The sequence below is a fragment of the Saccharopolyspora tripterygii genome (genome assembly GCF_054778355.1).
This window is the reverse complement of sequence record NZ_BAAGZP010000021.1, coordinates 1-20,140: the sequence shown is the minus strand read 5'-3', so window position 1 is coordinate 20,140 and position 20,140 is coordinate 1. Positions and strand designations below refer to the sequence as shown.

At 64.5% G+C, this 20,140-nt stretch carries 20 protein-coding genes; 14 read left to right on the top strand and 6 right to left on the bottom strand.

Annotated elements, in window-relative coordinates; translation table 11 throughout:
* Positions 1 to 147 precede the first annotated feature (147 nt).
* Together sbnA and serA are read right to left on the bottom strand one after the other, a co-directional pair.
* Positions 148 to 1,128: a 2,3-diaminopropionate biosynthesis protein SbnA gene (sbnA, locus tag ACYVF3_RS17890; protein ID WP_406690613.1), complete on the bottom strand. Its 981-nt coding sequence runs from the start codon at positions 1,126 to 1,128 to the stop codon at positions 148 to 150.
* Positions 1,129 to 2,603: 1,475 nt separating this feature from the next.
* A complete protein-coding gene (gene serA, locus ACYVF3_RS17885) occupies positions 2,604 to 4,199 on the bottom strand; it encodes a phosphoglycerate dehydrogenase (protein ID WP_406690614.1) in 1,596 nt (531 codons plus the stop codon).
* Positions 4,200 to 4,732: 533 nt separating this feature from the next.
* On the opposite strand from serA, the gene ACYVF3_RS17880 reads away from it, so the two are divergent.
* From ACYVF3_RS17880 to ACYVF3_RS17870, 3 genes are all read left to right on the top strand, one after another.
* On the top strand, positions 4,733 to 5,374 hold the full coding sequence (locus ACYVF3_RS17880; RefSeq protein WP_406690615.1) for a TVP38/TMEM64 family protein: 642 nt from the start codon (positions 4,733 to 4,735) through the stop codon (positions 5,372 to 5,374).
* A 127-nt stretch (positions 5,375 to 5,501) separates the two neighbouring features.
* Positions 5,502 to 6,608: a Nickel transporter NicT gene (gene nicT, locus ACYVF3_RS17875; RefSeq protein WP_406693286.1), complete on the top strand. Its 1,107-nt coding sequence runs from the start codon at positions 5,502 to 5,504 to the stop codon at positions 6,606 to 6,608.
* Positions 6,609 to 7,288: 680 nt separating this feature from the next.
* Positions 7,289 to 7,654, top strand: coding sequence for a hypothetical protein (locus tag ACYVF3_RS17870; RefSeq protein WP_406690616.1), 366 nt, complete (start codon positions 7,289 to 7,291; stop codon positions 7,652 to 7,654).
* A gap of 283 nt (positions 7,655 to 7,937) precedes the next feature.
* On the opposite strand, the gene ACYVF3_RS17865 is transcribed toward ACYVF3_RS17870, so the two are convergent.
* The 3 genes from ACYVF3_RS17865 to ACYVF3_RS17855 all read right to left on the bottom strand — a co-directional run bounded on the left by ACYVF3_RS17865 (position 7,938) and on the right by ACYVF3_RS17855 (position 10,222).
* A complete protein-coding gene (locus tag ACYVF3_RS17865) occupies positions 7,938 to 8,894 on the bottom strand; it encodes a M56 family metallopeptidase (protein WP_406690617.1) in 957 nt (318 codons plus the stop codon).
* Positions 8,891 to 9,250 (bottom strand): BlaI/MecI/CopY family transcriptional regulator, encoded by a 360-nt coding sequence (locus ACYVF3_RS17860; RefSeq protein ID WP_406690618.1) that lies wholly within the window; start codon positions 9,248 to 9,250, stop codon positions 8,891 to 8,893. The genes ACYVF3_RS17865 and ACYVF3_RS17860 overlap by 4 nt, the downstream gene beginning before the upstream one ends.
* Before the next feature lie 237 nt (positions 9,251 to 9,487).
* Positions 9,488 to 10,222, bottom strand: coding sequence for a cytochrome c biogenesis CcdA family protein (locus tag ACYVF3_RS17855; RefSeq protein WP_406690619.1), 735 nt, complete (start codon positions 10,220 to 10,222; stop codon positions 9,488 to 9,490).
* Between the two features lie 155 nt (positions 10,223 to 10,377).
* Between ACYVF3_RS17855 and ACYVF3_RS17850 the strand changes: the two genes are divergently transcribed.
* The 11 genes from ACYVF3_RS17850 to ACYVF3_RS17800 all read left to right on the top strand — a co-directional run bounded on the left by ACYVF3_RS17850 (position 10,378) and on the right by ACYVF3_RS17800 (position 18,105).
* Positions 10,378 to 11,106 carry an ABC transporter ATP-binding protein gene (locus ACYVF3_RS17850; RefSeq protein ID WP_406690620.1) on the top strand — a complete coding sequence of 243 codons (729 nt, stop codon included), beginning with the start codon at positions 10,378 to 10,380 and terminating at the stop codon, positions 11,104 to 11,106.
* Entirely contained in the window at positions 11,103 to 11,804 is a 702-nt protein-coding gene (locus ACYVF3_RS17845) for a heme exporter protein CcmB (protein WP_406690621.1), read from the top strand. Before ACYVF3_RS17850 ends, ACYVF3_RS17845 begins: the two co-directional genes overlap by 4 nt.
* Complete coding sequence (gene ccsA / locus ACYVF3_RS17840) at positions 11,801 to 12,532, top strand: cytochrome c biogenesis protein CcsA (RefSeq protein ID WP_406690622.1); 732 nt, start codon at positions 11,801 to 11,803, stop codon at positions 12,530 to 12,532. The genes ACYVF3_RS17845 and ccsA overlap by 4 nt, the downstream gene beginning before the upstream one ends.
* Positions 12,525 to 12,647, top strand: coding sequence for a hypothetical protein (locus ACYVF3_RS17835; RefSeq protein ID WP_406690623.1), 123 nt, complete (start codon positions 12,525 to 12,527; stop codon positions 12,645 to 12,647). The genes ccsA and ACYVF3_RS17835 overlap by 8 nt, the downstream gene beginning before the upstream one ends.
* Entirely contained in the window at positions 12,644 to 13,072 is a 429-nt protein-coding gene (locus ACYVF3_RS17830; protein ID WP_461155364.1) for a cytochrome c maturation protein CcmE, read from the top strand. Before ACYVF3_RS17835 ends, ACYVF3_RS17830 begins: the two co-directional genes overlap by 4 nt.
* The gene (locus tag ACYVF3_RS17825; RefSeq protein ID WP_406690624.1) at positions 13,069 to 15,045 is read left to right on the top strand and encodes a heme lyase CcmF/NrfE family subunit; all 1,977 of its coding nucleotides are present in this window, start codon (positions 13,069 to 13,071) and stop codon (positions 15,043 to 15,045) included. Before ACYVF3_RS17830 ends, ACYVF3_RS17825 begins: the two co-directional genes overlap by 4 nt.
* Positions 15,042 to 15,533, top strand: coding sequence for a cytochrome c-type biogenesis protein (locus tag ACYVF3_RS17820; protein WP_406690625.1), 492 nt, complete (start codon positions 15,042 to 15,044; stop codon positions 15,531 to 15,533). Before ACYVF3_RS17825 ends, ACYVF3_RS17820 begins: the two co-directional genes overlap by 4 nt.
* Entirely contained in the window at positions 15,530 to 16,345 is an 816-nt protein-coding gene (locus ACYVF3_RS17815) for a tetratricopeptide repeat protein (RefSeq protein ID WP_406690626.1), read from the top strand. Before ACYVF3_RS17820 ends, ACYVF3_RS17815 begins: the two co-directional genes overlap by 4 nt.
* Before the next feature lie 89 nt (positions 16,346 to 16,434).
* Complete coding sequence (locus tag ACYVF3_RS17810; protein WP_461155363.1) at positions 16,435 to 16,995, top strand: TlpA family protein disulfide reductase; 561 nt, start codon at positions 16,435 to 16,437, stop codon at positions 16,993 to 16,995.
* Positions 16,996 to 17,179: 184 nt separating this feature from the next.
* The gene (locus ACYVF3_RS17805; RefSeq protein WP_406690628.1) at positions 17,180 to 17,362 is read left to right on the top strand and encodes a hypothetical protein; all 183 of its coding nucleotides are present in this window, start codon (positions 17,180 to 17,182) and stop codon (positions 17,360 to 17,362) included.
* Between the two features lie 71 nt (positions 17,363 to 17,433).
* Positions 17,434 to 18,105 (top strand): TlpA family protein disulfide reductase, encoded by a 672-nt coding sequence (locus tag ACYVF3_RS17800; RefSeq protein ID WP_406690629.1) that lies wholly within the window; start codon positions 17,434 to 17,436, stop codon positions 18,103 to 18,105.
* 93 nt (positions 18,106 to 18,198) lie between these two features.
* On the opposite strand, the gene ACYVF3_RS17795 is transcribed toward ACYVF3_RS17800, so the two are convergent.
* The coding region (locus tag ACYVF3_RS17795) for an MFS transporter (protein WP_461155362.1) at positions 18,199 to 20,140 on the bottom strand (1,942 nt) is incomplete at its 5' end.

The window sequence follows — 20,140 nt, the reverse complement described above, 5'->3', positions numbered from 1 at the left end:
AGGGCATGATCGGTACCAGCATCATCAGGCCGGCGGTGTTGACGAACTGCCCCGCCCATAGCAGCACCAGATTCTTGCCCGACCCCCTCGACGACTCGCCGCGGCGGTGAGGCTGCTGGTCTCGAGCCTGCGTCCGAAGCGTCCGGGTCACGGTTTCACCGCCTCTTGCGGTTCCTGCCACGGGTCGGGCAGGTTCGCGACCCACTCGTCGTTGTAGACCAGGTCGAGGTAACGCTCACCCCGGTCGGGCAACACGCTCACGATGCGAGCTGGGCTGTCGAGCCGAGTAACGAGGTGTTCGATCCCGGCGATCACCGCACCCGAGGAACCGCCGGCGAAGATCTTCTCTTCCGACAGCAGACGACGACATCCAGCCGCGGACTCCGCGTCGGCAACGTGCAAGACGTCATCGATCTCCTCAGGGTCGAAGATCTCAGGCACCCGGCTGGCGCCGAAGCCCGGAATCTGGCGGGGCGCGGAAGGCGCGCCGAAGATGACCGAGCCGACGGCGTCGACCGCGACGACCTTCAGCTTCGGGTGCTCCTGGCGCAGACGACGGGCAATGCCCTGGATTGAGCCGGTCGTGGACACAGCTGCCACGAGATAGTCGAGGGGACCGTCCACGGCACGCAGGATTTCCTCGCCCGCTGTCTCGTGGTAGGCGCGCCAGTTCAGTTCGTTGGCGTACTGGTTGATCTGCACCGCATTCGGGGTCGTCTCCACCAGTTCGCGGGCTCGGCGAACACGCGTGTGCAGGTAGCCGCCTGCCTCATCCGGCTCGGTGACCATTTCGACCTCGGCGCCGAAGAGTTCCAGCAACCGCAGATTGGTCGGTGAGGTCTTCGGGTCGACGACCGCGGTGAAGGACAGATCGTGCAGCCCGGCCGCCATCGCAAGAGCGATGCCGAGATTGCCGGACGTGCTTTCAACGAGGCGCATTCCGGGACGGAACGTCCCGTCTCGGAGCCCTTGCTCGATGATGAACCGTGCTGGGCGGTCCTTCATGCTGCCGCCGGGATTGAGCATCTCGAGCTTGGCGAGCACTTCCACGTCGGGTTCGGGGAAGCATCGGTTGAGTCGGACCAGCGGGGTTGAACCGACACAATCGAGCACCGAATCGTGGATCACTGCGAACCTCCAGGTTTTGGGCGCATGTCGGGGCGCAACGCGCCTGAAATAGCGCGGGAAAGGTGAACTAGGCGCGCACACGACGGCAGCAATTTGCCTCTGATCGGCAACAATAGAAGTTTCTGTCCGTCGGGCGTTGAATGGACGTTCCCGTCCAGGTGAAACCGCTGCAGGAGGCATAACGAGCCTCAGCGATAATGAGTGCTATGAATCAATTCGCTTGCGGTTCATCTGGGCGAGGCCACTTGTTCACCTCAGGTTCGCGAGATGCACGCAAAAGAAAGGAACGAAGCCCCGGCTGATCTCCACGGTGGTTTTGTCGCCCATAGACGAAGGTACGCTCGCCAATGCTGCCGAAACAGGAACGGCTCTGCGGCCACCACGGCCAAGGCCAGCGCCAGGGACAAAAAGGCCAGGTAGACGCTGTCGTTGGTCAGCGACCTGCTGGGCGCCAGGGGGCTGTAATCCGATCCAGTGTCACAGTACGGACCGCCGTGTTTGGGTCCATTGTGATCTGTGGATACGAAGGTGTTGTTGGATGCGGACTCCGCGTCGTTCGCGTGTCCGTTGCTGTCGTTGTGCTCAGTGCCAGCCGAAACTGATTTCGACATCGTGGCCGCGTGGCCGGGCAGTCCATGGGCCGGGAGAAGTGCAAATGGGACGATGAGGAAGCCCAGCAGCAGGGGAAGTGCGAGTAACTTCCCCCAGCTCTTTTGCCGCGCAATAAGGCTCCTCATGGTCGCAACACTAGAGATGTCGGCGGAAGCTGTCGAACCCGTATGTCATCTCTCACACCACTTGTTTTCGTTGTGCTGGACCTCGCCGCAAGTCTCTTCACGTCGACCCCGACGAGTCAAATGCAACCGGCAACGCCTCCTCCACATAAAGGAAGAAGGAAACTATATACTACCTAGAGTAGTAGGCCGTGTGATGGCGACTCCATCGGGGTGTGGCGCGGCTGTGGCCTGGCCTTTATCCGTGGAGTGTTCAGTCCTGTTCGCTCCGTGATGCGGACTGTTTGCAAGAGGGCAGGGTCCGGCTGGGATCAGGCGGCAAGTCGCAGGTTCCAGATACCGAAGGCGGCGAAAATTGCAGCGACCGAACCACGCGCCAACGCCGAGATGGACGGGCCGTTCGAGTCCCTAGTTGTCCGCCAGGATTCGACTTGGAGGCCGTTTTTGCTGGTCGACGTCGCGCTCGAATCGCGCACAACTCTCAGCCTCCAAATTTCCTGAACAGAATCTCCAACATGGCTCGAGATACAGCCCACCGGCAGCGTGCTCGGCGATTGTTGCTGAGGCTCACCGATGTGGAATCCTGAATTCCGATTGGAACGAAAGAGGGCACGGACCCTCTCGTCTGACGCATCATCAGAGGATCCGTGCCCTTGGGGGCGGCGAGCCTGGGGGGAGAGGGCTCGCCGTTCTTTAACTGTGTCACATAGTCGATGTTTGTGGCAAAGCCCCTCCTCTGTGTTAGAAGAGGCTGACGGTGCGCACGATGCGCGCGCCCACGGCGGCGCCGATCGGCTCCAGCACGCCCTGCTCGACCGGACGGTCCACGCGCAGCAGCATGATCGCCTCGGAGCGCTCGGTGGTCTGGCTGACCGTGGCGGCCTCGATGTTCACGCCGACCTCGCCCAGCAGCGTGCCGACCTTGCCCATCACGCCCGGGCGGTCCGGGTACTCCAGCAGCAGCACGTTGCCCTCGGCCCGCAGGTCGAAGTGACGGCCGTTGACCTCGATCAGCTTCTCGACCTGGTTGGCACCCGACAGGGCACCGGAGACGACCGCGGTGGTGCCGTCGGCCATGTGCGCGCGCAGCGACACGACGCTGCGGTGGTTCGGGCTCTCCGAGGTCGTCTTGATCTCGACCTGAACGCCCAGCTCCTCGGCCAGCTGCGGAGCGTTGACGAAGGTCACCTGGCTCTCGACCGCACCGGAGAACACGCCGCGCAGCGCTGCCAGCTGCAGCACCGAGATGTCCTCGTCGGCGAGCTCGCCGCGGGCCTCGATGGTCACCGAGCTCGGGGTGCCGCCCTGCAGCGCGGACAGCAGCTGGCCCAGCTTCTGGGTCAGCGACAGGTACGGGCGGACCTCTTCACCGACCGCACCGCCCTGGACGTTGACCGCGTCCGGGACGAAGTCGCCGCGCAGCGCCAGCCGGACGGACTTGGCCACGTCGGTGCCGGCGCGGTCCTGGGCCTCGGTGGTGGAGGCGCCCAGGTGCGGGGTCACCACGACGTTGTCCAGGGAGAACAGCGGGCTGTCGGTGATCGGCTCGGACTTGAACACGTCGATGCCTGCGCCGGCGATGGTGCCGTTGCGCAGCGCGTCCGCCAGCGCGTCCTCGTCGACCAGGCCACCGCGAGCGGCGTTGATGATGATCAGGTTCGGCTTGGCCTTCTTGAGCTCCTCGGCGCCGATCAGGCCCAGGGTCTCAGCGGTCTTGGGGAGGTGGATCGACAGCGCGTCGGCGCGGCTGAGCAGCTCCTCCAGCGAGACGAGCTCGATGCCCAGCTGCGCGGCGCGGGCCGGCGACACGTAGGGGTCGTAGGCGATGAGCTTGGTGCCGAAGGCGGCGACGCGGGCGGCGAACAGCTGCCCGATCTTGCCCAGGCCGACGACACCGACGGTCTTGCCGTTGAGCTCGACACCGCCGTAGGAGCTGCGCTTCCAGGCGCCGCCCTTCAGGCTCGCGTCGGCCTGCGGCACGTTGCGGACCACCGACAGCAGCAGCGCCATGGCGTGCTCGGCGGCGGAGACGATGTTGGAGGTGGGGGCGTTGACCACCATCACGCCGCGCTCGGTGGCGGCGGGCACCTCGACGTTGTCGAGACCGACGCCCGCGCGGGCGACGACCTTGAGGTTCTTGGCCGCCGACAGGACCTCGGCATCGACCTTGGTGGCGGAACGGACCAGCAGCGCATCGGCGTCGGCGACAGCGTCGAGCAGCGCCGGACGGTCGGTGCCGTCCACGTTGCGGATCTCGACCTCTTCGCCGAGGGCGTCGATCACGGACGGGGCCAACTTCTCGGCGAGAAGAACGACAGGACGGCTTGCGTTGGTCACGGGCGAACTCCAGCTTTCGGTCTCAGTGCCAAGGACTTGTCACGCCCGAGCGTACTTGGCACGAGCCAGACCATCTACTATGCATGCTAGTAGAGTTGAGGGGTCTCGGCGGCGTGTTCCCGATTTCGGGATTGCCCCAGTAGTGCTGGTGGAGATCGATTTTTCGCGGAAGCGGAAGTCCGTAGTGGACCGACCGCAGGCGGTTGCGCTGAGGTTCGCATGCCCGCTGCTTCGGCTGCTGCCGCTGCGATCCAGGGGAATGGCACGCGGGATCACTGGGATCGTACTGTTCGGCGGACTAAGCACCAGGCGCATCGGCGGCAGGGTTTGGTTGGGCAGGCGAACGCCGAAGCAGGTCGCGTACATCCACCTAGTGCAAAGCTAAGCTGGGTACTAGGTAATCTAGTAACTTCAAACGTGAGGGGAAGCTGTTGCGTCGGATCGGCTTGTGGCTGACCCGCCCACGGGTGTGGGCACGCCGACCGATGGTGCGGCTCGCCCTCCTTGGGGTGCTTCTCCTTGCAGCAGGTGCAGTGGCTCTGTGGATGCGCCCGGCTGCGCCATTGTTGAACGTTGAGCACTGGCGTAGTGGCGGTGATGTCTGGACGCCGCTGCTCTTCGTGCTGTTCTTCGGAGTGGCTGCGCTGCTGTTCGTGCCCAGGCCCGCCCTCGCTGCCGTTGCCGGAGTCGTGTTCGATCTACCGGTGGCGCTGCCCGTTGTGGTGGCCGGCACGGTGTTCGGGGCAGGTGTGGCCTTCGGCCTGGCTCGGATGCTCGGACGGGATGCTGTCGCGCCGCGATTGAACAAGGGCCGTTTGGAGACCCTGGATTCGTTGTTCGCCAGACGCGGATTCACAGCGACCGTGGTGTGTCGACTGCTTCCTCTCTTGCCATATGCGGTGATCAATTATGGCGCTGGAGTCACCCGAGTCCGATCGATGGCGTTCCTCGCGGGTACGGCGGTGGGTACGCTGCCGGCGAATATCGCCTACGTCACGGTCGGTGGGGCCCTTGTCGGCGTCACTGCGTCAAATTTGGTGATCTGGCTAGGTGCGGTCGTTGCTGTGATCGCTGTTGTCGCACTCGCATGGTTCGGGCGACGACGTCTGCTGTCCGCTGCGTCGATGCCTGCCGAAGAGTCTTTTCAGGCTGACGTTTCATCCCGTCATAGCTGATCTGCGACTCGCCCGTCACCTAGTTCGCACGTTTGTTCCCCTTTGTTGTTGCAGCACTCTTGCATTAGCCTACGAGCATCAGTAGTAGCGGTGGGTGTTCGAAGGGGTCGGCGTGGCTGGCATCGAGATGGGCGAAACGACAAAGACCAGGTGGGCCACCCTCGGCCCCGGTGAACGCCGCAGCCTCTTCGGCATGGCGGCGTTCATCGTGCTCCTGCACGTCGTGGGCTGGGGTGTGCTGCTCGGCCTGGTGGTGCCGAATCAGTACGCCCTCGGTAGCCAGGTCTTCGGAGTGGGGCTGGGTATCACCGCGTACATGCTGGGCATGCGCCACGCCTTCGACGCCGATCACATCGCGGCCATCGACAACACCACGCGCAAGCTGATGGAGGAGCGTCGGAGGCCGCTGTCGGTCGGTTTCTGGTTCTCGCTCGGTCATTCGTCCGTCGTATTCCTCCTGTGCCTGCTGATCAGCTTCGGCGTGAAGGCGCTCGCACGCCAGGTCGAAGACGACGGATCCAGCCTCCAGCAGCTCACCGGGGTCATCGGTACCCTGGTGTCCGGTGTGTTCCTCGTGCTGATCGCGTTGCTGAACATGGTCGTGCTCGTCGGCATCCTGGGAGTGTTCCGGCGGATGCGCCAGGGGGAGTGGGACGAGGCGGAGCTGGAGCGCCAGCTGAACAATCGCGGCTTCTTCAACCGCATCTTGGGGCGGGTGTTCCGTGCGATCACCAAGCCGTGGCAGATGTACCCGGTCGGCTTCCTCTTCGGGCTCGGATTCGACACTGCCACCGAGATTTCGCTGCTGGTGCTTGCCGGTGGAGCCGCCGCGGTCAGCCTCCCCTGGTACGCCATTCTTTGCCTGCCCGTGCTCTTCGCAGCCGGGATGAGCCTTCTCGACGCTGCAGACGGGGTCTTCATGAGCTACGCCTACGGCTGGGCGCTGTCGAACCCCATCCGCAAGATCTACTACAACATCGTCGTCACCGGCCTCTCCGTCCTGGTGGCGGTCCTCATCGGTGGCATCGAGCTGATCGGGTTGTTAGCCGAAAAGCTGGAGATCACCACCGGACCGCTGGCCTGGATCGGTTCCATCGAACTCGACTCGGTCGGTTACGCCTTGGTCGCTCTGTTCGTGGTCACTTGGCTGATCGCGATCGCAGTGTGGCGATGGGGGCGCCTGGAGGAGCGATGGTCAAGCGGGCTCGCGGCGAAGTCTTCGACAGAATCGTGAGCGACGGATGCCCAGTGCAGGAATATGGGAGCGGGCCCAGCGTGCCGGGTGGGAGGCTGGGCTGGGTCCGCTCCTAGCGTCGGTGGCTGGGGACCTCCGAACAAGAGAACTATGGAATATAGTACCGCCTCGCCGCAAGGACGATTTTCTTCTTGGGCTTGAGGTTTCTCCCCAATGCTCGACCGCGGTCGCGGAAGGGTTCGATCGGGGAGTCGAACGAACCAGATGGCCGTTCTCACGCTCGGTGAACGCGGCGTCTCCGTGGGCAACGTGATGACGCGGGGGCTGTGAAGAGTCGTGGCGCTGCTTCGGTCGTGAGCGTTATGCGCAGATTCCCGCTCCGTTGGTGGACGCGGTGTGGGCCTGCTTACCTTCGAGCGTTCCGGTTAGCCGTGACCCGCGTATCAACCTGATCGCCATGTGGTCTCGTCGTAGCGTGCTAGTCTACTAGATGCAATAGTAATTATGCGCGTATGTTTGGGTGCATGCTCGGCGAAAGTGGTGCAGAGATGACCGTTCGGGACGGGCGCGGCCTAGCTGTTGATCAGAACGGCTATGTTCCTGCGACGTCCGGCAGCGGACATCCTGTTGTCGCGGCGTGTGCTACGCGGGAGGCTCCGCTCACGCGACGCCTGGCTTGGGCAGTAGTGGCGGGGCTCGGAAGTGCTGTGGCCGTAGGCGTGCCTACCGACGTGCTCAACACCCCTTGGTTCACCCGGATGACTCCCGTTCGATGGTGGGAATTGCCGGTGCTGGTGGCGACGGCACTGCTCACCGGCGCGTGGATCGCCGTCGGGCGATCCGGAAGCCGGCGTCGCAAAGCGAGCGTGTTCGGGTCCAACGCCTTGAGCATCCTTGCCGTCGGTTGTCCTGTCTGCAACAAGATTGTCGTGTGGCTGCTCGGCGTGTCCGGCTCACTTGCGATCTGGGCGCCGTTGCAGCCCGTTCTCGCGGTCGGATCTTTGATGCTTCTTGCAAGCGCGGTACTCGTACGCCTGGTGCAGCGTCGTTCTGAGAAACGCGAAATGCGATCTCTGATGGTCTGATCGTCAGGAGCATTGCGTTCCCGGCGCCGGTGACGCCTGTGTCCGCACTTCTCATCAATGGGCGGCTTGAGACTGCTTCGGCGAGTAGCGCAGCCGTGCATCCGACCCGGCAGCCACCACATGACCACCACAGATTGCTGAGGGTGTTCCCTGTTGGAGCCGATGGAGAGGGGCTCCTTGCTGGTTGGCATGGGGGAGCGGTGCCGAAGTCGCGATCAACCTCGTCGAGGGTACGTTGCCCGGGGTGGAGTCTGCGGAAGGCAAAGGCAGCGACCAATACCCGCTACAACGGGCAGGTCAGGATACCGATCACGGTCAAACTGCCGATGCCGGCCATAGCAGGGGCAGACGCGGCCATGAGACCTGCGGTACCGGAGAGAAGCAGGCGCTTCGCAACCGTAGCGCCCTCGGGCAGCTCACCGAGATGATCCAACCGGAGCGCTACGCAGCTATCGGTCATTCCGAGGGCGTGCTGGGGTGTATCCGGCCCGCCCATCGCGGACATCATGCGCAGGGCTGACTGCACGGCACCGGGACCGTGTTTCCGGGCAGCGGCGCGGTCGGCGGCAAGTTCCACTGCGGTGCGCACCAACTCGGGTGAGCGTCGAGTCAGAGGGATCCAGGGCACCGACTTCGCCAGGGCTTCGGCGAGACCCACCAGTAGGTGGTGGCGGCCGCGAAGATGAGCACGTTCGTGCTCGAGCACCGCCGCTGCATCGATCTCCGCGAGTTCGTTGCGGACACCTTCGGTCGCCACGACGAAGGACGGGCTTCCCGCCACGCTGTACGCCAGCGGCTTCGAATGGGGCAACCACATCGTGATGAACGGGCCTTGTTCGCAGTTCGCGATGCCTCTGAGCAACTGCAGGTGCTTGTGGTGCAGTTTTCGCTGGTGTCGCCCGTACCGCAGCAGGCCGACGCCGGTCTGGACAGCGGTAAGAAGAAGCGCCCCGATCAGAGCCAACGCTGCGATTTCGTGGAACCGCGGCACCGCGCCGTGGCGGACGGCGAGCCAGCAGTGGTGAACGAGCTGGACGAGTAGCGGCGTCGGCCCAGAAGTGGGCAGCAGAACGACTGTCAACGTGGCGATCATCGTCAGGAACGTCGCAACGACCAGAACGATCCACGTCACCAGTACCGCTTGCGGATCGGTCTTGTGCCGAATCATGCGGTCCAAGAAGGCTGGACCGCTACCGGCGACCGCGACGACGCCGACGAGAAGAGCGAGCGCCAGGATCATTGCTTCGGCCGACGCCTCAGGCCGCGCCGCAGGGCTGCGGACTCGTCCTCCGACGTCGACTTAGCGAAGTGCAGCAGAACCGCTTCCGGGTTGCCGCTGGAGTCCAGCATTTCACGCAACGCTCGAGTCGCCGCTTCTTCGCGTGAGGCGGTCGGGGCGTAGTGGTAGGCACGGTTGTGCATCTCACGCTTGACCCAGCCCTTGCGGTGCAAGTTGTCCATCACCGTCATGACCGTCGTGTACGCGAGGTTGCGAGTCTCGTTGAGTTCGATCAACATCTCGCGAACCGACATCGGGCCGTACGCGCGCCACAGCACGTCCATCACGGTACCTTCGAGCTCACCCAGACCTTGCATTTCACCTCCCGCTTGTGGAACTAGGATACGGCGTCGCACCAGGTCTGGGAACGAGGCCCGCCTGAAGTCCTTCACGGTCGGGACAAGCACAGCACGCCGAGCTGGCCGTACTAGATGTGCCACGCGGGTTGATGTGTTCCATCAACTCCCACGGGCCTATGGCCGCAGCCTGCCCGCTGGCGCGATCTATGTGAAGGGTGTTCATAGCGGTCAGACTGAACAGCTGATGGAACGCGGTCAGATCGGTGGCCAGCCCAGACGTGAGTAGAGGCCGAGTACTCCGCTCATCAGCGCGGTCCAGCCGCCGGTCATCACGGCGATGCCCATCGCTGCGAGCAAGATCCCACCGGCGATTTCGATCCTCCTGGTGTTGCGGCGGAGCCAAGCGAGCCTGCCTTTGCCGCGTGCGATCCCAATCGCGAGCAAGATGAAGGGTGCCCCGAGCCCAGCGGAGTACGCCACGAGAAGCGCAACGCCCTTGGTGATCGTGGCCGTTCCGGCAGCTGCGGCAAGGATCGACGCCAAGACGGGGCCCACGCAGGGGGTCCAGCTGAAGGCGAAGGCCGCGCCCAGCGGGAGCGCGGCGGCTGGGCCGCGGCCGAAGCGGGTCAGATCCGTCCGGAGTTGACGTTGCAGCCAGCCGATGCGCACTAGGCCGATCATCATCAGCGCCATGAGCACGATCAGGCCACCAGCGGCGATTTCCAGCGCGCGTGCGTGACGGGATAGCAGGGACCCGAGTGCGGAGGCCGTCGCCCCGAGCGCGGTGAACACTGCGGAGAATCCCAGCGTGAACAGTAGCGCGCCGGATACCGTCCGTCGACGGTCTCGCTTTGGCCGCTGTTGAGCTTCGTCGGACGACAGTCCCGCGACGTAGGAGACGTACCCCGGTAACAGCGGGAGCGTGCAGGGCGAACTGAACGAAACCACGCCGGCGACGACGGCCAGTGACATCAACGCGAACAGTTCCACCGTTCAGTCCTCGTCCGATTCCGTGAATCGTGCTGCCTCGGGCATACAGCCAGATCCCCCGTCGTGTAGCGGTTCGAGCAACAGGTACCTTACTAGTGGCAGTAGTACTAGCTGACGTGGTGCCCTACTGCAGGCGGCGTCGGACGGAGGTAGAGATGCAGGTTCGCGCCCGGGAGGAGGATCATCCGACCGAACTGGACGACGACTCCGGTCCGGCGCGAAACGCTGCTGTCGTCGACCTGGAGAGGGTCTCGGTCGATGTGGAGCGGACTTCTGTTCTCCGGGGTCTCAGCCTCGAGGTACTTGCAGGAGAGTGCCTGGGAGTGGTGGGAGCGAACGGCTCCGGCAAGAGCACTCTGCTGTCGGTCATCGCGACGCTGCGACCGATCAACGCCGGAAGTGGCACCGTCCTGGGCGTACCGCTGGGAAGCCTTGCGGTACGCGATGTTCGACGCCGAATCAGCCTCGTGGGTCACGTGCCAGCGCTGTACCCGCAGTTGACGCTGCGTGAGAACCTCCGGTTCGTCGGACGCCTCCTCGGTCGTAGCGATGCGCTGGTCGACGAGGCCCTTGGGGAGGTTGGTTTGGCGCGCGCGGCGCATAGGACCGCCGACCGGTGCTCGCAGGGCATGCTGCGCCGCGCCGATCTGGCGCGTGTGCTGCTTACCGAACCTGACCTGCTGCTTCTCGACGAGGTCTACTCGGGTCTTGACGTCACTGCGACTGGTCTCGTGGACGGTTTGATCAGCGAGGTGCGGCGCCGCGCTGGCGCGGCCGTGGTCGTCTCGCATGACATGCATCGACTAGATGCCGTTGCTGACCGCACTGTGCGCGTTGTCCGTGGAAGCACGCTTCCCGCGACGAGCTTGGAGCGTCCTGGATGACCGGCGGGAAAACGAAGTTGTTACCAGTTGCGGACTCTGGCGACTTCCGACAATTCCTCGAGATCGCGCTCAAGGATCTTCGGCTGGAAATGCGGGCCAGGGAGGTCGGGCTAGTCATCGCACCGTTCGGTGCGGTGTCGTTGTTGTTGATCCCGATGGCGATTGACACGAACACCCCGCTGCTGCGCCAACTCGGCCCAGGTTTGTACTGGGTTGTCGTTCTCCTCTTCGGGGTGTTGGTCACGTTCCGCGACACGGCTGTCGAGAGGCCCGAACAGCTGGCAGTGCTGCGGCTGTGCGGTGTGGATCCGGCAGTCCGGCTGGCCGGGCGTGCGTTGGCCAACGCTGTGTTGTTGCTGCTTTTCGAGCTGCTGCTCGCGCCGGTCGCGATCGCGCTGTACAGCCCGGAGCTGACCGGCTGGGCTTGGATGCTGGTCCCCGTGGTGTTGGTGGCGGGCGGGCTGAGCTTGCTCGGAACGCTGGCGAACACCCTTGCGCGGGGCTTGGCCGGGCGGACCGCGTTGGGCCCATTGCTGGTCGTTCCTCTTGCCGTGCCGATGCTGTTGGCCGCGACTCAGATCGTGCGCAGCGTTGACTTGGGACGAGCCTGGCCATGGGTGTTGCTGATCGCGATCGTGGATGTCGTCGTGGCGTTGGGTGTTCTGCTGACTGCGGACTATCTGGAGGAGATGGCATGAAGCCATTCGGTCGGACTCTGCCCATCGTGTCCGGGGTCGCGTTGGTGATCGCCTTGGCTGCTGCCTTCGTCGCTCCTCCGGACCAGTTGCAGGGGAATCTGCAGCGGTTGATGTACGTGCATGTTCCGGCGGCGTGGATCGCGTACCTGAGCTTTGCGGTGACCTTGGTCGGCAGCGTTGTGTGGTTGTGGCGCAGGGACGTCCGTTACGACCGGTTGGCTGCCGCAAGTGCCGAGGCCGGTGTGTTCTTCACCGGCCTGGCTCTGGTGCTCGGATCTGTGTGGGGCAAGCCGGTGTGGGGAGTCTGGTGGGTTTGGGACCCGCGACTCGTGACCACTGCGGTGATGTTCTTCGTGTACCTGGGGTACCTCGCCTTGCGACGCGCCACCCTCGATCCGATCGCCCGCGCCCGCAGGTCGGCGGTGTTCGGGATCGTCGCGTTCGTCCAGGTCCCGATCGTGCACATGTCGGTGATCTGGTGGCGGACACTCCACCAGCCGCCCACGGTGCTTAAACCCGGTGATCCCAGCATCGACCACACGATGCTTCTGGCGTTGGTCGCCAATGTTCTGGTGTTCACGCTGCTGTACGCGGTCGCAGTCCGCGCACGCATCCGCGTCTCGGTGCTCGAGGACGCAGTCCAGGAACGGATGGCCAGTGCAGACCCGGCACTCGCAGGAGATGCAGTTGTCGCTCCCCGTCTGAAAGGTTCGGAAGTCGATGTCTGAGTGGATGTGGGTTGCACTGGGCTACAGCATCGCATATGGCGCGCTCGCGGTGTATTTCGCGGCAATGCACCACAGGTGGCGTGCCGTCGAGCGCAAGAACAAGGAAGTGTCGTGAAACGCTACCGGCTCCTCGTGATCTCCCTCGCCGGCTTGCTGCTGACGTTGGTCGGGCTGCTCACCTTTGGGAATCTCAACCAGAACCTGGTCTACTACCTGACTCCGACGGAAGCGGTCGCCAAGAGAGCGGAATTTCCCGACGGGCGCAGATTTCAGCTCGGCGGCTTCGTTCGGGAGGGCAGCGTGGCTCGCACCCCCCAGGGCATCGAGTTCACAGTGGCATCTCAGAGTGCTGGCGGGGGCGAGGAAATTCACGTCATCCACAACGGGGCGCCGGCGCAGCTGTTCCGTGCGGGAATTGGTGTCGTGCTGGAAGGTTCTTGGCAGGCAGCCGGATTCGTGTCGGACTCCATGATCGTCAAGCACGATGAGAACTACAAGCCACCCAAGTCCGAACAGAACGCGGGGAGTGATGCTCGATGAACAGTGTCCTGCCTGCCGTCGGCTGGGTGGGGGCGTTCCTCGGCGTGGCGGCCTCGCTCTCTCTGGCCCTGCAGGGCTTTCGCGCCCAGTACCGCCCGGCTTCCGTCCGGCGTGGACAGCTGAGCGTCCCGGTGTGGTGCATGGTCGGTGGTGGAACGTTCTCCATGGCAGCACTGGAGATCGCGCTCCTGACGGACGACTTCTCGATGTCCTACGTCGCGGAGACGCACTCCCGGACGAGCTCGCTGCTGTTCACGATCACCACGGCCTGGTCAGCGCTGGGTGGCAGCCTCGTGTTGTGGACGCTCATACTCGCCGGATACACGGCGGCCGTGCTGCGTGGAGTGCGCGACACCGAGGATCGACTCGGTACTGGGGCCCTCGGGGTGATGGGCGTGGTCTCGGCGTTCTTCTTCGGGCTTGTGGCGACCGTTGCGAATCCCTTCAAGATCGTGGAAAAGCCTCCTGCAGACGGACCGGGCCCCAACCCGCTGCTCCAGGACCACATCCTCGTCGCATTCCACCCACCTGCTCTGTACTTGGGCTACGTCGGGTTCACGGTCCCGTTCGCGTTCGCGATCTCGGCCCTGTTGCTGAAGCGAGGTGGAGTCGAGTGGTTGCAGCGGACTCGCCGCGCCAATCTGGTCGCCTGGAGTTTCCTCACCGTCGGACTCGTCATCGGGGCCTGGTGGTCCTACGAGGTGCTGGGCTGGGGTGGCTACTGGGCGTGGGATCCCGTGGAGAACGCCGCGTTGATCCCTTGGCTGGTCGCGACTGCGTTTCTGCATTCCGCTGTTGTGCAGGTCAAGCGCGGCATGCTGCAAGCCTGGAACTTCGTGCTGGTGTTGGCGACGTTCGCCTTAACGATCCTCGGGACCTTCCTGACCCGGTCCGGCGTGGTTTCCTCGGTCCACGCCTTTTCGGAGTCCAGCATCGGGCCGGCATTCCTGACCTTCTTCGCGGTCGTCCTGGGAGGCGGGTTCGCCCTGTTCGCCTTCCGCGGGGAGCGCCTCGCTTCCGGTGCGCGTCCCGAGTCACTGGCGAGCCGCGAGGGAATTTTCCTGGTCAACAACCTCTTGTTGACCTTGTTCGCATTCGTCGTGCTGACCGGCACCGTTTACCCCATCCTCGTGGAGGGGATCACAGGTAGCCAGGTGTCGGTGGGCCGTCCGTTCTTCGACCGCATGGCGGTGCCGTTGTCCTTCGCGCTGCTCTTGGCGATGGGGGTTGGTCCGTTCATCCCCTACCGCAAGGCGACCGGGCAGCTCATCTGGAGACGCCTGCGGTGGCCTCTGTTGGCGGCCAGCGCCAGCGCAGCTGCGCTTGTTCTGGCTGGGGTCCGGGTTACCAGCGTGGTTGCCGTGTGCGCGATCGCGGTCGCCATGGTGGTCGGCACCGTCCAACAGCTGGTGACTGCCGCACCAAGTCTTCGGCCGTTGGCTGTGTTCCGTCTTTTGCGCGGACAACGCGGGTACTGGGGCGGCCAGCTCGCGCATCTTGGAGTGGCGCTCGTCGCTGTGATCATCGCCGTTTCTGGGTCGATGGCCGAGCGTTCGACGGTGACCCTGGAGCGTGGGCAATCGGCTGAGTTCGCCGGATACCAGGTGACCTTCGACGGTGTACGTGAGGTTCGTGAGCCGGGACGGGCGATCACGGTCGCTGACATCAGGATCAGCGATGACGGAGGAGTGCTGCAGGTGGCAACGCCCCGCATGAGCTCCTTCCGCGGTCAGGCCCAGGCCGTGGCAGCCCCCTCGGTGTGGTCGACGTCGACCCAGGACATCTACGTCGCGTTGGCTCAGTTCAACCCGGACCGGGTCACGATCAACCTCTACCGCTATCCGCTCATGGTGTGGATGTGGCTGGGCGGCTCACTTATCGCTGCTGGGGGGTTTTGGGCGTTGAGCGGACGCCGGCGCGCTCGTGCACGGCTGCTGGATGCGAGTCCTGAACCACCTGTCGGGGCGAGGTGATCGAACTGCGAAACCGATACATCCAAGCCCTGATCGGCGGTGCGATCCTCGCGCTGCTGGCCATCACCATCATCGGACTGATGACCGGCGGACCCGCCCAATCCGACCGCGCGTACGAGCTCGAACAGAAGTTGCGCTGCCCGGTGTGCAAGAGCGTTTCCGTTGCGGAGTCCATGTCGGATACCGCCCAGTCGATGCGGCGCGTGGTTCAGGAACAGGTCGCCGCCGGACGCAGTGACCAGGAGATCATCGACTACTTCCGGGCTCGGTACGGGGACTGGGTCGTGCTGGAGCCGCCAGCCAGTGGAAACACTCTTCTGGTGTGGGCGATCCCGGCCGTCATCGGGGTGGTGGGGGCGCTGGTGGTGGTGACTCGGACTCGTCCGTCCTCGATGGCGGCTGCCGAGCTCACAGACGAGGACCGTCAGCGTGTAGAAGCAGCCCTTCAGGAATTCCCCGCAGGCGCTAAGAGAGACGACGAGCCGTGACTGCCGACCTGACAGAACTGGAACAACGACGGGACCAGGCCCTGGGTGACCTGCGGGGCTTGGATCAGCAGGTCACGCTGGGAGAAATCCCCCAGGACGAAGCCGACCTGCTACGCGTCCAGTACCAGCGGCGGGCGGCAGAGGCGATCAGGCAACTGGAGAATCAGCCTTCAGCAACATCAAGCGTGAGCCGACCGAAACGGTCGCGGGGCTGGTTGCTCCTGTACGTCGCAGCTGGGGTGGTGGCCGTGTTCGCGGTCGCTGTGCTTTTGCCGAGTTACGTCGGTACCCGCCCGCAGAACGGCTACGTGACGGGCAACGAGGCGCTCACCCCACCCCCGGGTGGTGCTGCGCAGTCCGGGATGCCTCCGCGTGATCTGTCCAGGGTGACAAACGACGAGATGGAAGCCGTGATCGCGCAGAACCCCGAGGTCGTGGGCATGCGGTTGGCACTCGCCAAGCGCTACCTCGCAGAGGAGAACTTCGACAAGGCATCCGTACACCTCGGCACCGCCATCAAGCAGCAGCCTGAGAACCCTGAGGTGCAGGCCTGGTCGGGTTGGCTGTTGTTCAAGATCGGCAAACCGGCTGAGGCGGGGCGCTTCATCGACAAGGCGCTTGCCATCGACTCGTCCTCCGTGTCCGCGGCCTGGTTCAAGGCCAATAGCGCCGTCGCGGGTGGAGGTTCTGCGCAGGCGCACGAGATCCTGCGGCAACTCCAGAAACGCTCGGATCTTCCGCCGGAGTTGCGGCAGCAGGTCGACGAGATGCTGCGGCAAGTATCGGCGACAGCTGGGGAGGGAGGATCGTGACCCGGACCAGCCCCGCGCACGAGCCAGCCGAAAAGCCGCACCGCTGGACTGCCTGGCGCATAGCGAGGTGGAGCACTCTTCTTGTCACCGTGTTGGCCATCGGGATCGGGGCGGTGTTCGGGGCCCAGCTGGGCAAGGATCCCACGCTCGTGGACAGCCCGTTGATCGGCAAGCCAGCGCCGAACCAGCGAGTGCCAGAGCTGGAGGGCACGGGTTCGCTCTCTCTGAACGACTTGCGCGGGCAGATCGTCGTGGTCAACTTCTGGGCCTCGTGGTGCGTCCCGTGCCGGGAGGAGCATGCCGTCCTGACCTCGGCTGCCACCAACTACAAGCAGGCGGGCGTGACGTTCGTCGGTGTCAACTACCAGGACCGGCGCGACTCCGCGATTTCGTTCCTCGACGAGCTCGGGCGGGGTGACGGCTACCGGTACGTCACGGACCCGGACTCGAAGCTGGCTCTGGAGTTCGGTGTATTCGGCGTACCGGAGACCTTCTTCATCGACCAGAACGGAAAGATCGTGGGGAAGATTACCGGACCCGCTACGTACCCCGTGCTGTCCGCTGCGCTCGATGAGATGCGCGCCGGGCGCCAACCCGGCGCCCGTGTTCAGGGCACCGTCCAGCCCGCGCCAGGTCAGTCGCCCACGTGATTTCGCGCTGGTACGCCGCTGCGTTTCGGCTAGTGCGAACTTGGCTCTAGCCCGGGCAGCCTCGCTGGTCCTCGGAGTGTCTGGAAGTCGGCTTGTCCCTGCTCGACAGCCTCATCTGCTGTCTTGGGAAGCATACGATTGAGCATAGTACTGTTGGGGCCGGGCCTACGTGGAGGTGTCGAAAATGGAGTCGCTGACGTTGCTGGCCTTGCTGGCGTGCCCCATCGGTATGGGCGTCATGATGTGGTTGATGATGCGCGGGCAGCGGCACGGTCCGCAGCCCACCGTTCAGCATCATGATGTCGAGATCGCGCGGTTGCGTGCTGAAGTGGATCAGCTTCGAGCTGCCGAGCGGGATGCCCGTTGAACCCTCCCGTGGTGGCCCGTTGAGGTGGTGGCAGAGTCGCCGATCAGGTGGGGCGGCCAAAGCGGAGGTGCATGAGCGTGCGCGGGTGGGGTCGCGAAATCCGAGTGACGATTGTGGTGATTGTGCTCGCCGTGGCGGGAGGGATCGCTTTGTGGCCACGGGATTCCGCCGTCCCGCCAGGAGGAAATGACCTGGGTGGTCCTCTGCCTCGAAGCGGTCGAACAACTGTGCTGGAAAGCGATGATGTGCTGGCGTCGTTGCGGCAGAGGGCCGCATTGTTGCCGTGTCCCACCGCCGGCGAAGGTGCACGGGGGGCCGGACCTCTGGCTGGTGTGGTTGTTCCTTGCCTCGGCGATACGCGACCAGTGGAGTTGAGTGCTGCGCTCGCCGGCAGACCGGCTCTGTTGAACGTGTGGGCATCGTGGTGCCTGCCGTGTCGGGAAGAAATGCCCGCCTTGGCGGAGTATGCGAACAGGGCGGAAGCGATCCCGGTCGTGGGCATCAACGTGCAGGATCGCGGATCCGCGGCATTGGAGCTGATCTCTGAAGTCGGGGTGCACTACCCGTCAGTCGTAGACGTGAACGGACAGCTCCAAGGCGCGCTGCAGGTGCCTCCCGTTCTTCCGGTCACGTATCTGCTGCGCCCCGACGGCAGCCTGCAACGCATCAGCGAGCCTGCCACCTTCAGCACCGCCGACGAGGTCGCAGACGCCGTGCGACGGTACATGCCGACGGGCGGCTGACATGCGCACCCGCCCGAGGTGCGTGGGTGCGAGATGCCTCTGGCCGCGGGGTGTGTCATCAAAACGATCTGCAGTTGTCGCTCAGCCATGAGTTCACCGCTTGCCGGTAGTGCGGAAGACCAGGCCCGGGTGGGGCTTCGGTCCGAATGACGTGGACTTCCGGGGTAGCCGCATACCTGCCGCCGCGGCTGTTCGTAGGTCTTTCTGGGTAGGCGGGGTGAGGAGGACCGCGAAACCTCCCTGCCGTTGGACCCGGCGGACCGCGTTGATCGCGCTCGCGTCGTAAGAGACGTACTCGGGCAAATCAGGGACTCGCCACAGCTCGTCGATCAGCAGATTGTGCAGGACCGACAGGTGCATCGGCCGAAGCGACGGCGGGCAGTTGTTGAGGCTTGCGTCCAAGAGCGCTTGGTTCGGCTCGCTCAGCAGGAAAGCACCTCTTGGCGTGGCCACAACAAAGGCAGGTCCGCCGCGTGCGTGCTCTTTGAGCACAGGTAGCCATTGTCGGAGTTCTCCGCGCAGTGGTCGAATGCGGAATCGGGTAGATGCAGCCTTCAACGCAGCCTGCGGATCCGTGTACGGGAGAACGCGGTGCATGGGCGCCAGCTGCATCGGATTGCGTTTGACGTCAACCAGTAGCCCTGCAATGTAGTCCCACGGCCCTGGTCCGTTGCCTGTGGCGTAGTACTCGCGGCGGAGCTGCCGTGCTGCGGCGTGACGGTGGTGGCCGTCGGCGATGAAGGCAGCACGGCCCGCCATCTCGCCGATGACCTCGTCCTGCGCGCTGCGGTCGCTGATGCGCCATACGCGGTGCAGTTGTCCGTCGTCGGCGAGAATCTCCGACACGGGTGCTGCCCGTGCCGCTCGTGCCAGGCAGGCTGTCGTCCGGCCCTCGCCGGAATAGCCGAGCAGCAGGGGGTCGAGGTTCATCGCACCTTCGTGCATGAGGTCGACTATGCGGTCGATGCGTTCGGAAATTACGTCTTCGTGGGGGAGGAGTCCGCTGTCGAGGTGAACTGCTCCGAGCACGCCGCGCAACGTTCCCCGCGGGCCGCTCTGCTCGTAGGCGTAGAAGGCCGGCTGGTGGTCGCGGAAGAGCGTGCCGCTTCGCTGCCAGGCATCGAAGGTGCGTGCAGCTTCATCAGGCGGGGCTTCGCCACTTTGGTCCCACGGCGTGGCATAGCGAGCGGCGAGCGTGCCGAGCCTGTGGGGAGCGATGTGCCAACCGCAGTAGGGGACGATCGTAACGCCGTTGCGAACTGGTTCAGTGATGACGGGTAGCGACAAGGTCTCGTCCGCCGTCGGCTCGGACTGTCCTTCGGTGACCTCGTCGTCGAGCTCGTCCATCGAGTACTTCTCGGCACGTGTCGGCCCGAGCGCCAAGATGGCACCGAGCCCGCCCATTGCGGCCATCACGAGGACCGTTCCGGCTACCGGAAGTGCCCCCACCATCGGGCCGGCCAGCAGTGGGCCGGCAGATTGACCGATGAGGAGGTAGCTGTTGGCGGTGCTGACGAAGGCGCTCTTGTTCTCACTCGGTGCGTGCTTGCTGAAGTGCAGGAAGAGGGACTGGGCGAGTGCTGCGAAGCAGAAGCCTTGTGCTAGCCGGAACGGGATGAGCGCGAACGGGTCGAGCGGCAAGCTGAGGATCGCGATGCTTGCAGCGCATCCCGCCGCCGCGAGGGCGAACGTGCGCAGCGGGCGCTGAGTGAGGTCGTTGTGCTTGCCCCACCAGAACGACCCGATCAAGGTCGCGCCCCACATCACGGAGTGGAGCACACCAACCCACAGGCTCGCAGCGTTGGGCTCGGGGACGATTTCGCGGACGTGTTCGGCGAAGACCGGGATGAGTCCGTAGACACCGAAGTATGCGCACGCTGCCGCCATCGCCAGTGGAACAGCATTCGGCACCCGCATCGCCGACGGACGTGCGCGGTCCCTCTTCGGTGAGACGGCTTCCTTACCGGGTTCCCGTTGGGGTTCGTGTAGGCCGATTGCGCATGCGATGGCTAGTAGTGTTGCGGTGCCGGCGATG

Coding starts and splice junctions, on each gene's coding strand:
- nicT (WP_406693286.1), top strand. CDS start 5,502: ATGGGCGAAACGACAAAGACCAGGTGGGCCACCCTCGGCCCCGGTGAA.
- ACYVF3_RS17850 (WP_406690620.1), top strand. CDS start 10,378: ATGCAGGTTCGCGCCCGGGAGGAGGATCATCCGACCGAACTGGACGAC.
- ccsA (WP_406690622.1), top strand. CDS start 11,801: ATGAAGCCATTCGGTCGGACTCTGCCCATCGTGTCCGGGGTCGCGTTG.
- ACYVF3_RS17800 (WP_406690629.1), top strand. CDS start 17,434: ATGAGCGTGCGCGGGTGGGGTCGCGAAATCCGAGTGACGATTGTGGTG.
- ACYVF3_RS17845 (WP_406690621.1), top strand. CDS start 11,103: ATGACCGGCGGGAAAACGAAGTTGTTACCAGTTGCGGACTCTGGCGAC.
- ACYVF3_RS17860 (WP_406690618.1), bottom strand. CDS start 9,250: ATGCAAGGTCTGGGTGAGCTCGAAGGTACCGTGATGGACGTGCTGTGG.
- ACYVF3_RS17805 (WP_406690628.1), top strand. CDS start 17,180: ATGGAGTCGCTGACGTTGCTGGCCTTGCTGGCGTGCCCCATCGGTATG.
- ACYVF3_RS17865 (WP_406690617.1), bottom strand. CDS start 8,894: ATGATCCTGGCGCTCGCTCTTCTCGTCGGCGTCGTCGCGGTCGCCGGT.
- ACYVF3_RS17835 (WP_406690623.1), top strand. CDS start 12,525: ATGTCTGAGTGGATGTGGGTTGCACTGGGCTACAGCATCGCATATGGC.
- ACYVF3_RS17825 (WP_406690624.1), top strand. CDS start 13,069: ATGAACAGTGTCCTGCCTGCCGTCGGCTGGGTGGGGGCGTTCCTCGGC.